This is a genomic window from Bartonella sp. CL162QHHD (assembly GCF_042195435.1).
Classification (GTDB): domain Bacteria; phylum Pseudomonadota; class Alphaproteobacteria; order Rhizobiales; family Rhizobiaceae; genus Bartonella.
Window position 1 is genome coordinate 86,966 of the sequence record NZ_JBHIOG010000050.1, and the last position, 13,938, is coordinate 100,903.

Genomic DNA, 13,938 nt, shown 5'->3' on the forward strand with positions numbered 1-13,938 from the left:
CTAACGAGAAAATCCAAAAAAATTCATAATATTGTGCCAACGAATATCTTCAATATAACCCAACGAAGGATAATGTTCTAAAAGCCAAAATGAAAGATCCTGCATAGAACCTGTTAAAAACAAAATCCCTGTAAGAATAAGAAAAACACCAATAATTTTTTCAACTTTTCCTAAATGAATACGAAAAGCTCCTAAAAATCGCATAAAACTGCTCGAAAATAAAGCTGCTAACATAAAAGGAATAGCAAGACCTAATGCATAAACCGCTAAGAGAACAGCTCCCTCTCCCACAGTTTCTTTTGTTCCAGCAAGCGTTATAATAGGACCTAAAATAGGGCCAATACACGGTGTCCAACCAAAAGCAAAAGCTAAACCGATAATATACGCGCCTAAAGGACCAGCAGGTGTTTTTTTGGTCTGAAAACGCGCTTCACGAAATAAAAAAGCGATTTTGAAAATCCCCAAAAAATTTAAACCAAAAATAATAATGACAATTCCAGCAGCAAGAGCAAACCAATCACGATAATAACCGATGAATTTCCCAATTGTGCTAGCACTGGCACCTAAAGCAACAAAAACAGTCGTAAACCCAAGAACAAAAGCAATAACAGAAGACAGTAAAGCCCACCGTATAAAGACTTTCTCATCAGGCTTTTCTGAACGAAAATCATCAATACCAACCCCTGCCATATAGCACAAATAAGGAGGAACTAATGGCAAAACGCATGGTGACAAAAAAGAGAGTGCCCCAGCAAAAAACACACCAACTGTTGAAATTTCAATCAAAATTCATACCCCGTCTTTCATCATAGCTTACCCCCATGAACAACAATCAATCCACATCTTCATCAATTTGTTGCATATTTTGTTCATTCGCCACCACACTTATATCTTCATCATGACCAGAAACGACTGAAAAAACTTTCTGATAGATTTTATCTTTATTTTTAGCAATTGCAATATACTCTCCCTCCGCTAACACGAGTGAAACATACGCACCAACTGTTTCATAAACGATATCACCAGAATCATTGGCAAGAGACCAACTTGTATCTGCAAGCGCTTCCCCTCCTTCTTGCCGTACCAGTTTTAAGACAATCTGAGCGGCCTGATGTTCAAGAGTAACTTCTGTTATTTTACCAGCATCCACTTGAATATCCGAACGAGCCGTCGCATTAATGGAACCATAATGGGAAGCAACATGGTAGCGGCCAGCTTTTAAACGCACAACTGATTGGGGTTTAACATTTGATATAATCACTCCCGTATCATCATTTTCTTTTTCATCCTCATAAATGGTAAAACGGAGTTCCTTTTCATTCATTACGCCATTGAGCAGTGTTGCATTTAAAATGACACCACCAGCCTCAAGATTAAAGTTTTTTACAAGACTCTGCCCATTTTCTAAACGAATATGGCGCACAGCACTCATATGACCAAATGAGACATGAACAAGATAACTTCCTGGTTCGAGATCAAAACGTGCACTTCCCCCCTTATAGGTTGCCACTAATGGTAATTTATTATCAATCCCTAGAATAGGGGCATAAACCCGCCAGACAAGCCCTTTTTCAATATCCGGATGACTATTTGTTAATCGAGCATTCAAAATGAGTTGTGTTTGAGATGCTAAATTTTCGTTTTCCTGCTCTTGAGTCTTTACAATAAAACTCCTTGATTGTCCCTGCTGCTGATCTTGCCCTTCTCCTGCTTCAGAAAAAGCACAGTGGCTCCAAGTCAATAAAGCAAGCACCACGCACAACCATATACATCGGTGCACTATTTTTATAAGAATACCCATTTTTGCATTGTTGACCAACATGATCTTTTTTTCAAGAAACAATATCACACAGCCATCATTTTAAATTGAGAAACTTACACCACAACCACATGATGAAACAGCATTGGGATTGTGGATTTGAAAAGACTGCCCCATAAGATCATCAACAAAATCAATCTCAGCTCCTTCCATGAAAGGAAGTGATAGTAAATCAATAAACACAACTGCCCCGTCTTTTTTGAGAACGAGGTCATCTTCACACATTTCAGAAACCAAGTCATATTTATAAGAAAAACCAGAACACCCACCACCTTCAACAGAAATACGTAATGCTATTTTATCGGGTTCACGCAAAAGTATCTGTGCAATTTTTTTAGCAGCAACATCTGAAATTTTCACATTCATTTTATATATCCTTGCATTAAACCATCAAGAAAGAGTATCCCACACTCAAAGATCAGTTTATTTGTCATAAACCACTCTCGATTTTAAGATGATAATGGGCAGCTTGCAATGGATATAGGCAATATCAACTTCAATTACCAATCTCGAGCAGTGTACAGTGCTCATCCACAAACAAGCCGTGGTCGGTTATACCATGAAACGATGAGCACCACACGCTCACCTTTTCAACGAGATAGAGATCGTATTATCCATTCTAATGCATTTCGACGTCTTAAACATAAAACGCAAGTGTTTATTGCTGATGAAAGCGATCATTACCGTACTCGCCTAACCCATTCCATAGAGGTTTCTCAAATTGCAAGAACATTAGCCCGTGCCCTGTGTCTTGATGAAGACCTTGCCGAAGCCATTGCTCTTGTTCACGACTTTGGACACACACCCTTTGGCCATGCTGGAGAAGATGCTCTTAATGAAGCCATGGTACATTATGGCGGCTTTGATCATAATGCACAAGCATTACGCATTGTAACAAAACTAGAACAGCGCTATGCAAATTTTGATGGACTTAACCTTACATGGGAAACCCTCGAAGGACTTGTAAAGCACAATGGTCCCCTTTTAGGTCCCCACGCGAAGAATAAGGAGGTTCCTATCGATATTTTACAATACAATGCAAAGCAAGACCTTGCACTCGATTGTTTTGCAGGACTAGAAGCGCAATGTGCTGCTATTGCAGATGATATCGCATACAATGCGCATGATATTGATGATGGTCTACGTTCGCAATTTTTAACACTCGATCAATTTGAACATGTTTCACTAACAGCAGCAATATTAAAAGATATAACAGATGAGCATCCCCATCTCGACCAAACGCGTCGCGGTTACACACTTGTACGAAGACAAATAACAACCATGGTTGAAGATGTTATCAAACAGTCACAAAAAAATTTAGCACGCATCAAACCAACAAGCATAAACGATATTCACCAAGCAAAACAAACTATTGTCACCTTTTCACCAACAATGACCGTTTATGAAAAAGAACTAAAAAACTTTTTATTTAAAAATCTTTACTATCATGAACAAGTTCTTAGTCGTCGCAATGCAGCAAAATGCATTGTACAAAAATTATTCAATTGTTATTATGAAAATCCAAATACAATGCCTGAAAGTTGGCAGAGCAAAACAGTGCACTTAAAAAATCAAGAGTTAGCACGTTTGATTGCTGACTTTCTTTCAGGCATGACAGATCACTACGCTCTACGTGAATATCACCGTTTATTTGACCATACAGATAATTTCGTTTAATGGCTTTTGGCATCATCATGGAAGCTAAATATGAATATCTTTAAAAACTTCGAAAAAAAAATTAAGAGATCAATTGAATTATCTGATCTAAAAGGAAAAAATGGAGAAGATCTAGATTTATCAAAAATCACTGTTGATCCTCCACGTGATTCCTCCCATGGTCATTTATCAACCAATGCTGCTATGGTGCTTGCAAAATCTATTGGAATCAATCCACGTGCACTTGCAGATAAAATCATAGAACTTCTTAAAAATGATCCCTCTATCGAAAATATAGATGTTGCCGGTCCTGGTTTTATAAACATAAAGCTTACAAAATTATTTTGGCAAGATGCTATAAAATCCATGCTTGAATTAGGCACTTCTTATGGTCGTATTCCAATGGGACAAGGAAAACGCATCAATGTTGAATATGTCTCAGCAAATCCGACAGGACCAATGCATGTAGGACACTGCCGCGGAGCGGTTGTTGGGGATGTTCTCTCCAATTTGCTGCAATTTACGGGCTATAACATTACAAAAGAATATTATATCAATGATGCTGGTCAACAAATCGAAGTCCTCGCCCATTCTGTACTATTGCGCTATCGTGAGGCTCTTGGGCAAAAAATTAATGAAATTCCAGAAGGACTCTATCCTGGAGAATACTTGATACCATTGGGTCAATCGCTTGCTCAAGAGTTTGGTGACCAACTCCTCACGATGGATAAAGATGAAGCCTTATCTCTTGTGAAAGAACGTGCAATTCATGCAATGATGTCCATGATTCGCGAAGATTTGGCTGCTCTTAATATTTATCATGATATCTTTTTCTCTGAGCGAATGCTTTATGCTGATAATGCACGCGCCATTCGTAACACCATCAACGACCTCACTTTAAATGGTTATATCTACAAAGGAAAACTCCCCCCTCCCAAGGGACAAAATACAGAAGACTGGGAACCAAGCGAACAAACTTTGTTCCGTTCAACAAATGTCGGTGATGACCAAGACCGTGTTTTAGTCAAATCTGACGGTTCTTACACTTATTTTGCTGCTGATGTTGCTTATTTTCGGGATAAATTTAATCGTCATTTTGATGAAATGATTTATATTCTAGGCGCAGACCATGCTGGCTATGTAAAGCGGCTGGAGGCAATGGCAAAAGCAATTTCTGGGGATAAGGCTAAATTAAGTGTCTTCTTGTGTCAATTGGTAAAACTTTTTCGCAACGGTCATCCTGTACGCATGTCAAAAAGAGCAGGATCTTTTGTCACTCTACGGGATGTTGTCGAAGAGGTTGGGCGTGATCCTGTGCGTTTTATGATGCTATACCGTAAGTGTGAAGCACCTCTTGATTTTGATTTTGCAAAAGTAACAGAACAATCAAAAGATAACCCCATCTTTTACGTACAATATGCAAGTGCACGTTGTCACTCAGTCTTTCGTCAAGCACAAGAAGCGCTTCATATTAAAAGCTTTTCAAATGATACATTGATTGCCCATCTTCATCGATTAACAGATGACCATGAAATATTGTTAATACGCAAACTTTCTGAATATCCACGTATCATTGAACAGGCCGTAGTTCATAAGGAACCGCATCGATTAGCGTTTTATCTTTATGACCTTGCCTCCAATTTTCACACCCATTGGAATAAAGGGAGTGAAAATCTCAATTTACGCTTTATTCAACCTGATGATAAAGAGTTATCCTTTGCAAGATTAGGATTGATACAAGCTGTTATCAATATTTTATCATCAGGGCTTACCATCATAGGAGTCGAAGCACCCATAGAAATGCGTTGAAAAAGTTCTATAAATACATACAATAGGTACTCTATTGATAAACTTTTTCATGTATCATTGCATGAGAGGGGGAAAATTTATAATTTTAATATAACAAATCAAAATCAACCATTGATTGCACGTAAGTGCAAACCACCATGTGAGAAAAGCTATGAGCGATAACGATCGCAAAAATCTACACGAAACAAAACACGATCATGAACACCATGATCCTTTAGAAAGGCTTACGCGCATTTTTAATCCGCACAAACAAAGCGGAAACCAAAATGAGCAATCTTCTTTAAAAACAGATCGATCAACATCTCACCCCGAAATATCATCTCATGATGATGATTTTGATTTGTCCTTTCTAGAAGAGGAACTTGAAAATAATTTAGCACATGACTTACCGTTTGATGATCAAAAAAAACAATGGGACTTGTATGCAACCAGCAACGCAACAGCCTCAAATATTGCACAAGCTGCTTCTTTCAACCATTCAAAACAAAATAATTTATCTGAAGAGAAATATTCTTCACCTAGCAGTCATGATGAAGAACAAATTTTAGATGAGCTTTCTCCATTACCAATCCCAAAGAATCAATCACATCAACAGAAAACAACAGCAACCAGTGCTGATCCTTTTCTTGAAAAAAGTAATCTTATGTCACAATCAGAATCAGAAAATTTCTTTTTTGATAAATCTGAAAGGCGTGAAAATAAGAGAGAGATGCCAGAAGATGTTGAACAAACCAATCGTTTTTCACAAATAAATTCACAACAACCTGAGACTACGAATATACAAAAAACTTATGATGACAATCCAAACCTCTATGACACTCCTATAAACCATCCCTATAAAATTTCAGCTGATCAAGAAAATTGGATTAAAAAAGATTATCCTGATGCCTCCTCTTCTACAGAGGAAAATGAGTTTTTCTCATCTTCTAATCTTGTGTCAGAAAGACAAAACACTGCAAGAAATCAAACAACAAGTACCTTCTCCTCACCTTTAGATTCTCCACCAGTTGATAGACAATCTTATTTAAAGGGGGCTTCACAAGAAGATCATACAACCAATTATCCCCATTTTTTTGAAGCCCCCCCCTCACAACAAGAAACTTATAGCGAAAAAGTTCCGATATATGATGAGGCTCGAGCCCGATACATCAATAATGCCGAAGGTGCCTCTAACCCAAATAGAGAAATTTCATATAATGAAAATAATTTAGATGAGTTTCTTTCCTCATCACCCTCTTTAAATACAAAACAAACGGATGGCTTTTTTGCCCATAACTATACGCACAGAGATACTCCCCCCCCCAATGTTGATACTTATAAATTTTCAGAGGAAATCGTAGAAAAAACTGGTCCTATTATGGTTCCAGAAGTCCCGTATGAAGCGCCAGAATATGATGTGCCAACTAATGGTGGTTTAGAAGAAGAATTTGCTGATGTACTCAATGTAGGAAATGTTCCAACAGATAATTTTTCTCAAAAACAACAGAAGAATGAAGTTTTTAGTGAAGTTTTTCATCAGTCTATGCAAAATTCAAAAGAAGGTGTTTATATAAACTCTAAAGAACAAAATTCCGACTATTCTTCTTCTGCCAATATGGAATATAATTTTCCCTCTTTTAGCGAGAATTCATCATACACAAGCTCAGATGAGGTTCCCACGCATCCATCAGCTCCTCCTCCCTTAAAAAGTTTTATTTTTGGTAAAACTTTCATTAAAGGTTTTTTTATACTTATTTTAATAGGAATTGGATTTGCAGGTTATTCTCACTTTTTTATGCCATCACAAAAAAATGAAGAAACGGTCATTATCCACGCTGATAATACGCCTTTTAAATTCAAACCAGAAACAACTGAAACGAAAAATGATGTTGCACATAATTTAGATATCTATAAACAAACAACTGAACAAAATGAGAAACAAGAAAATACACAACAATTTCTTATTGATAACTCTGAACAACCTGAAAATTTAAAAGAATTAAACCCTGAAGAATCTTCAAACGTTTCCTCATCGTCTTTAAATGAATCTGATGTTGAAGATGCAGTCACAGAAGCTATAAACCATACTATTCCAATGCGAGAAGTACAAACTGTTATTGTCAATCAAGATGGTACAGTTACACTAGCCCCCGCGCATCAAACAAACAGCAAAACTGCTGCTCAATCTGAAGAAAGCATTGATCAAGCTTCTAATGAACTTCAAGATTCGTCCCTTGTTTCGTCGCATGATTCTGATATAAACGACCAAGAAAGAGATCATGATCTCAAAAATAATATTGATAAAATAATTGCAGAAAATAATTCTAGCTCAAATATTGAAGAAAAATTTATCCCTATTCCTTCTCATGCAGAAAGAAATACACAAGTTGAAACACCAGCCGCGTCTCGCTCCACATCACCAAACAGAGTCGCAGCACAAAATTCAGAAAGTTATTACGTACAACTTGCATCTCAACCAACGCATGAGCTCGCTAGAAATTCTTTAAAAAATATGAAATCTAAATTTGGATTCCTTATTGGCGCCCGTTCTTTAAATATTCAATCCGCTTTTATACCAGGAAAAGGTACTTATTACCGTGTTCGGATTCAAGCGCAAGACCGTAATGAAGCCATAATCCTTTGTGAATCCATTAAAAGTTCTGGTGGAAGCTGCTTCATCACACGCTAAACCAAACATGCAACGGTTGTTAAAACCGTTGCATGATTTATTTTCATACCATTTAATTACTTATCAAAAACTTCAGAAATTAAAATCGTTCCAATCTTTTTATGTCTTTGTGCTGACTTTATTCCTTAATCTACGTCGATTTTCGCCCTATCTAAAAGATTATATTTATGAAAAAATCACTCCGTACCCTTATAGGTATAAGGTACAGGAGGAAGCGAATTTAAATCTTTTTTGGGCGTTGTTACACTTTGGCTTGTTTCTGGAGTATTATAACTCGAACTATGTTCAGGAGATTTTGCAAAAAAAGATCCTAAAAAACCAAAAATAAACCAAATAATAACCATCGCAAGAAGAATAGCAAAAATACCCTTAGCGATTGAAACACGTTGTTCACGACCTTTTCTTTCTGCGGCCATACGTTCTTCATATGTGTGATAATTTTTATCAATCATAGTGGATTCCTTTTCTCAATTCCCTTACCTTTAAATTTCTAGAAAATATGCATATATGAAATTATTCAGATACTTATTATGAGAAAACGATAATTATAGACAAAAGTTCCAGCTTACTTCATAAAGTTGAGAAAAAGAGGCGAGGATAGAATTAAAATATCTACCCTACCTTAGCCTTTGAATTCTATAATAAACCCATTTTTATTCTATAATAAAACATTGACACAAAGGTTTTGTTAATAATAGAGTTATAACCAAAATATTTCATTATTTTTATTAATAAAAATGAAACATACTCAAAAGGTTTTTTATGAAATCTCCCATATCATCGCTTCCCTTTAAAATAGAAAAACACCCATCTCCTCTGTCAGAAGAAAAATATGAAGAAATTTTAAAAAGTCCCGGTTTTGGGCAATTTTTTACAGACCACATGTGTACTATTCAATGGACTGAAGACAAAGGCTGGCACAATGCTATCATCTCTCAATACAAAGCTTTAGAAATTAACCCTGCAAGTACCGTTTTACATTACGGACAGGAAATTTTTGAGGGTTTAAAAGCATATCGTGCAAAAGATGGGCGCATCTTGCTCTTCCGTCCTGATGCCAATGCACAACGCTTTATAGAATCAGCGAGGCGTTTAGCTATGCCAGAATTGCCAAAAGATATTTTTCTGGATGCCGTTCATCAATTAGTAAAGATTGATCAAAAATGGGTTTCTGATCAGCCCAACGCTAGCCTCTATATCCGTCCATTTATGTTTGGCAATGAAAACTTTTTGGGAGTCCGCCCTTCTCAAGAATATCTTTTTTGTATCATAGCCTCTCCAGTTGAATCCTATTTCAAAGGAGAAGAAAAATCTGTCAGCGTCTGGATTGAAACAGATTATAGTCGTGCCGGTCCAAGAGGAACAGGGGCTGCCAAATGTGGTGGAAACTATGCAGCAAGCTTACTTGCACAAAAAAGTGCAACTGAAAACAATTGTAGCCAAGTACTCTTTCTTGATATGATTGAACATAAATGGATTGAAGAACTTGGTGGTATGAATGTCTGCTTTATTATGGACAATAATACACTTGTAACCCCCCCACTTAATGGAACTATCCTTCCAGGAATAACACGTCATTCACTCTTAGAGTTGGCAAAACAAATGGGATTAAAAATAGAAGAGCGTCCTTATTCTTTTGCAGCGCTTCAAGAAGATGCAAAGAGTGGACACCTTAAAGAATCCTTTGCTTGTGGTACAGCTGCCGTTGTCACATCAATTGGTCGTTTTAGATATAAAGGAGGAGAATTTATTATTGGAAATGAAACAGTTGGAGAAGTCACAAAGCAGCTTCGTACACAATTGGTTGGCATTCAAAAAGGGAACATAGAAGATAAAAATGGCTGGGTGCATTCTGTGCAGCTCTCATAATATTAAGGGTATTCCCATATCTATAAACGCTTCCATGAAAGTAGCTCCATGGGAGCGTATTTCCTAAAAAAACTCCTTTTATTTTTAGTGATAAAAAAGAAAACATTAATCAAATTTTGAATGATCTCTATGCTGTGCTTTAATATTACGAACTGTACCCGTATGGGAGCGCATTACGAGAGTTTCCGTTTGAATGTAGTGAGGTGTAAATTTAACACCAGAAAGCATATTACCATCTGTCACCCCTGTTGCTGAAAACAAAACATCACCCTTTGCCATTTCTTCCATTGTATAAACCTTATTGGGATCACTAATCCCCATTTTAGCTGCACGAGCAATTTTCTCTTCTGTATCAAGCAGCAAACGACCTTGCATCTGTCCTCCAATGCAGCGCAAAGCAGCAGAAGCTAAAACACCTTCAGGTGCTCCACCAATCCCCATATAGATATCAATACCTGTTTCTTCTGGATCAGTTGTATCAATAACAGCAGCCACATCTCCATCCCCAATCAAGCGAATCGACGCCCCTGTCGCTCGTACTTCATCAACCAATTTTTCATGACGAGGTCTATCCATAATACAAACAACAATCTGATTAACAGCCACTCCTTTAGCCTTCGCAAGAGCATGTATATTATCGGTAGGACAAGCATCTATATCGACTATTCCCTTTGGATAACCAGGACCAATAGCAATTTTGTTCATATAAACATCAGGAGCGTAAAGGAGATTACCCTTTTCAGCAATTGCAACTACTGCCAAAGAATTAGCAATATTTTTAGCACAAAGTGTTGTACCCTCTAGTGGATCAAGTGCAATATCGATCGCCAATCCACTTTGAAGACCCACTTTTTCTCCAATATAAAGCATAGGCGCTTCATCCCGCTCACCTTCACCAATCACCACTGTACCATCAATAGGCAATCGATTAAGTTCTTGCCGCATTGCATCTACAGCAGCCTGATCCGCTGCCTTTTCATCGCCACGTCCGCGCCAGCGTGCAGCAGCAACAGCAGCACGTTCAGTAACACGCACCAATTCAAGCGTCAAAATACGATCAAGTCCATTTAAAATCTTCTGAGTTGTGGGCATATGAAAAAATCCTACCGAATGAATACCAGAAAAATATGAGTCCTTATTAAATACTAAGAATAAAGTTTTTTGGCAAAGATGAAAATTTTCCACAAGAGATAAAAGAGCTCAAGCGTGCTTTTTTTATTATCAAGAAAGTTCTCAATTCTTTGCCATAGGTTCAATACGAATAAATTGAGATTTTGCAACAAGATGTCCATCTTTTTCAATTTCTGCAAGTGCCTGTCGTACATTCACCTCTGTTGTTTCATGCGTAATTAAAATAATTGTTTTTTCAATTTGATCTTCTACAAAAGATCTTTGAACAATCGACTCCAATGAGATGTGATTATCAGCCATATGCCTTGCGACCGCGGCAAAAACACCAGTACGATCATGAACATTTAAACGAATAAAATAACCACCTGCATGATGCGAAATACGTGCTTTTTTATGAGGAGCAAGTTCTAATGCTGGGCGTCTTAAAACAGGTGCATACTGAAAACCAGAACGCGCTTTTGCTATATCAGCCAAATCACCAATAACGGCTGATGCTGTTGCCTTTCCTCCAGCGCCAGGACCAGAAAACAGTAATTCACCTAATAAATCACTTTGAATAGAAAGAGCATTGGTTACACCATTTATCTGTGCAATCATTGAGGATGCTGGTACCATTGTTGGATGAACGCGTTGCTCTATTCCAGAATCCGTTTTTAATGCAACCCCTAAAAGCTTAATCCGATACCCCAATTCATCAGCTGCTCGAATATCAATTTGCGAAATATTATGAATTCCTTCAACATAAACATCATCTAACGAAATAGCTGTTCCAAATGCCAAGCTTGTCAACAAAGCTAATTTATGAGCAGTATCATTTCCCTCAATATCAAAAGTTGGATCTGCTTCAGCATACCCAAGTCTCTGTGCATCTGCTAAACAATCTTTAAATGAAAGACCTTCCGTAAACATGCGTGTTAATATATAATTACAGGTTCCATTGAGAATACCATAAATTCGCGATATGCGATTACTAACAAGTGATTCTCTCATCGCTTTGATGACAGGAATCCCCCCTGCAACAGCTGCTTCAAAATGAAGAAAAACACCTTTTTTTTCTGCAATTATAGCCAGCTCTACTCCATGTCGAGCAAGAAGAGCTTTATTGGCTGTTACAACATGACGTCCCGCCTCAAGCGCTCTCTTAACAGCGGTATACACCACATCCAATTCACCACCAATTAACTCTACAAAAACATCAATCTCATCAGAAGCAGCCAACTCCACAGGTGAATCAAACCATTTTATATCACTGAGATCAAGTCCACGATTGCGGCCTTTATCGCGCGCACTAACAGCAACAACTTTGATGAATCGCCCACATTGACAAGCTAAACTATTCGCTTTTTCACATAGAGCTCGAACAACTGAAGTACCAACCGTACCAAGTCCCGCAACACCAACTTTTAAAGCTTCTGCCATTATTAACCACTGATCCCTATCTTCATTGAAAAATCGTTTAAATGATGTGCCAATCAACACAAAGAATATTTACATCCATAAGAACAAAAGAAATACCCCGCTCTATTCACTTCATTTTTTCCAATAGAATTATCCCCGCTTGTTCAATCAACATTCCTAAAAATATAATATTTATTGTCTTCAAAGATTTCAGAATCTTTATAAAATATTTAATTCAGAATGAAAATCTGTAAAACTGATAAATGCAAGTTTCCATAAAGAAAAGTTCTAAAAAATAATCAATAACAAGTTAAAGAATATTGAAGACTTAGTAAGAAAGAATAAAACATCTCTTCTAAATCAACAAGTATGGAACAAAAAACATTCTTTTATATGATAAATTAAGAGAATGGATAAAATAAAGTAGATCAGTACATAATAACACATTTCTTCCTACCATTCCATAGCTTTAAATATAAATCTTTAATGCAAAATCTTAACGCACTCATATATCAAAATAGAACCTTACATTAAAGTAAAAAACAAAACTTAATATGCGCACACCATAATTCTGAAATATTATAAATATAGAGAATAAAGTTTCAAAATTTGAATATTTTATCTCAACTTATTGCCACCTCTTTAAAAAACTAGCGAATTGAAATGAAAAAAAACTCAATCTACCCTTTATCCACGCTAATTCATTTTCAAATCAAGAACCTTCTCAATATATAAAAGAGCAAATGAAGGGTTTTTAATCTTAAATTTCTTACAGACATGTAAAAGTAAATATAAAAAATATTTTTAATATATTCTATAAAAATTGATTTAATATTTTCATTTTTATTATACAGATATCTATTTATATTTTGTTAAATTGTAAGTAATCTATGGATTATTCATAAAAAAACTTTTGTATGATTGGTATTATTTGTTTATTTGGTAATAAATATTGTATTTCTACTTTATAAATTATACAGTTTTTGCTTTATGATAAGCTCAAATGAGAAATCTTCCGTATAAAGGCTCTTTCAAGCAAGTTAAATAATATTCTCATGTGACAACAAAGATAACAAACGATAAAATATGTAAAAAATAAATACATTTAAAATGCTGTTTTGATCATTTTTGCCTACTTTTCAAACTGAAAATAAATGCAAATATCATTTGCTGAGATGATACCCACATCAAAACTTTCTATCAATGATGATAACTTTACATTTTTTCTACAAAAAATCTTAGAAAATAAGATGATTCAAACAAGAGTTTCTCAAAAATTATTCAATAAAACACACTTTTTTCAAAAAAAATGACACAGAGGGCTTGCGAAGTAAAAAGATCCTCTCTATAAGCCTCATCATTGGTTTGCGCCCATCGTCTAGCGGTTAGGACATCGCCCTTTCACGGCGGAAACAGGGGTTCGATTCCCCTTGGGCGTACCATGTTTCTTTTTACTGTACACAGTCTATTGATTTTATATATCTTTTTTAAAGTACGGGATATGTGGATAAAAGTTAGGGAATAGGATTTTCTAACATTTGTCTACAACAGTAGCATTTTCTTTTCTTTGCGCTTCGCTAATCATCTC

Annotated in this window: 10 protein-coding genes and 1 tRNA gene; 5 read left to right on the forward strand and 6 right to left on the reverse strand. The window is 36.3% G+C overall.

Features of this window, described 5'->3' with window-relative positions; all coding sequences use genetic code 11:
- From ACFILD_RS04845 to ACFILD_RS04855, 3 genes are read right to left on the reverse strand one after another with little or no spacing between them, the layout of a single operon-like run.
- Complete coding sequence (locus ACFILD_RS04845; RefSeq protein ID WP_375660616.1) at positions 1-789, reverse strand: cytochrome c biogenesis CcdA family protein; 789 nt, start codon at positions 787-789, stop codon at positions 1-3.
- Positions 790-832: 43 nt separating this feature from the next.
- Positions 833-1,822 carry a carboxypeptidase regulatory-like domain-containing protein gene (locus ACFILD_RS04850; protein WP_375631277.1) on the reverse strand — a complete coding sequence of 330 codons (990 nt, stop codon included), beginning with the start codon at positions 1,820-1,822 and terminating at the stop codon, positions 833-835.
- 39 nt (positions 1,823-1,861) lie between these two features.
- On the reverse strand, positions 1,862-2,185 hold the full coding sequence (locus tag ACFILD_RS04855) for an iron-sulfur cluster assembly accessory protein (RefSeq protein ID WP_273791197.1): 324 nt from the start codon (positions 2,183-2,185) through the stop codon (positions 1,862-1,864).
- 108 nt (positions 2,186-2,293) lie between these two features.
- Here ACFILD_RS04855 and ACFILD_RS04860 point away from each other — a divergent pair, with 108 nt between their 5' ends.
- The 3 genes from ACFILD_RS04860 (at position 2,294) to ACFILD_RS04870 (ending at position 7,952) form a co-directional block, all read left to right on the forward strand.
- Positions 2,294-3,496 carry a deoxyguanosinetriphosphate triphosphohydrolase gene (locus tag ACFILD_RS04860; RefSeq protein WP_273791198.1) on the forward strand — a complete coding sequence of 401 codons (1,203 nt, stop codon included), beginning with the start codon at positions 2,294-2,296 and terminating at the stop codon, positions 3,494-3,496.
- 30 nt (positions 3,497-3,526) lie between these two features.
- On the forward strand, positions 3,527-5,284 hold the full coding sequence (gene argS, locus ACFILD_RS04865) for an arginine--tRNA ligase (protein WP_375637463.1): 1,758 nt from the start codon (positions 3,527-3,529) through the stop codon (positions 5,282-5,284).
- 151 nt (positions 5,285-5,435) lie between these two features.
- Positions 5,436-7,952 (forward strand): SPOR domain-containing protein, encoded by a 2,517-nt coding sequence (locus tag ACFILD_RS04870; RefSeq protein ID WP_375664833.1) that lies wholly within the window; start codon positions 5,436-5,438, stop codon positions 7,950-7,952.
- Between the two features lie 176 nt (positions 7,953-8,128).
- Here the strand turns inward: ACFILD_RS04870 and ACFILD_RS04875 are convergent, their stop codons facing one another.
- Positions 8,129-8,404 (reverse strand): hypothetical protein, encoded by a 276-nt coding sequence (locus ACFILD_RS04875; RefSeq protein WP_375664835.1) that lies wholly within the window; start codon positions 8,402-8,404, stop codon positions 8,129-8,131.
- Positions 8,405-8,714: 310 nt separating this feature from the next.
- On the opposite strand from ACFILD_RS04875, the gene ACFILD_RS04880 reads away from it, so the two are divergent.
- A complete protein-coding gene (locus ACFILD_RS04880; RefSeq protein ID WP_375637461.1) occupies positions 8,715-9,821 on the forward strand; it encodes a branched-chain amino acid aminotransferase in 1,107 nt (368 codons plus the stop codon).
- Between the two features lie 105 nt (positions 9,822-9,926).
- Here ACFILD_RS04880 and glpX read toward each other — a convergent pair whose 3' ends face one another.
- A complete protein-coding gene (gene glpX / locus ACFILD_RS04885; RefSeq protein WP_375664836.1) occupies positions 9,927-10,913 on the reverse strand; it encodes a class II fructose-bisphosphatase in 987 nt (328 codons plus the stop codon).
- Positions 10,914-11,054: 141 nt separating this feature from the next.
- Positions 11,055-12,371: a homoserine dehydrogenase gene (locus ACFILD_RS04890; protein ID WP_375664838.1), complete on the reverse strand. Its 1,317-nt coding sequence runs from the start codon at positions 12,369-12,371 to the stop codon at positions 11,055-11,057.
- A 1,346-nt stretch (positions 12,372-13,717) separates the two neighbouring features.
- On the opposite strand from ACFILD_RS04890, the gene ACFILD_RS04895 reads away from it, so the two are divergent.
- A tRNA-Glu gene (locus ACFILD_RS04895) sits at positions 13,718-13,792 on the forward strand.
- Positions 13,793-13,938 lie beyond the last annotated feature (146 nt).

Bases quoted from the DNA above. Each gene is read 5' to 3' on its own strand.
- glpX (WP_375664836.1), bottom strand. From the start codon at position 10,913: ATGCCCACAACTCAGAAGATTTTAAATGGACTTGATCGTATTTTGACG.
- ACFILD_RS04890 (WP_375664838.1), bottom strand. From the start codon at position 12,371: ATGGCAGAAGCTTTAAAAGTTGGTGTTGCGGGACTTGGTACGGTTGGT.
- ACFILD_RS04880 (WP_375637461.1), top strand. From the start codon at position 8,715: ATGAAATCTCCCATATCATCGCTTCCCTTTAAAATAGAAAAACACCCA.
- ACFILD_RS04870 (WP_375664833.1), top strand. From the start codon at position 5,436: ATGAGCGATAACGATCGCAAAAATCTACACGAAACAAAACACGATCAT.
- ACFILD_RS04855 (WP_273791197.1), bottom strand. From the start codon at position 2,185: ATGAATGTGAAAATTTCAGATGTTGCTGCTAAAAAAATTGCACAGATA.
- ACFILD_RS04875 (WP_375664835.1), bottom strand. From the start codon at position 8,404: ATGATTGATAAAAATTATCACACATATGAAGAACGTATGGCCGCAGAA.
- ACFILD_RS04860 (WP_273791198.1), top strand. From the start codon at position 2,294: ATGGATATAGGCAATATCAACTTCAATTACCAATCTCGAGCAGTGTAC.
- ACFILD_RS04850 (WP_375631277.1), bottom strand. From the start codon at position 1,822: ATGTTGGTCAACAATGCAAAAATGGGTATTCTTATAAAAATAGTGCAC.
- argS (WP_375637463.1), top strand. From the start codon at position 3,527: ATGAATATCTTTAAAAACTTCGAAAAAAAAATTAAGAGATCAATTGAA.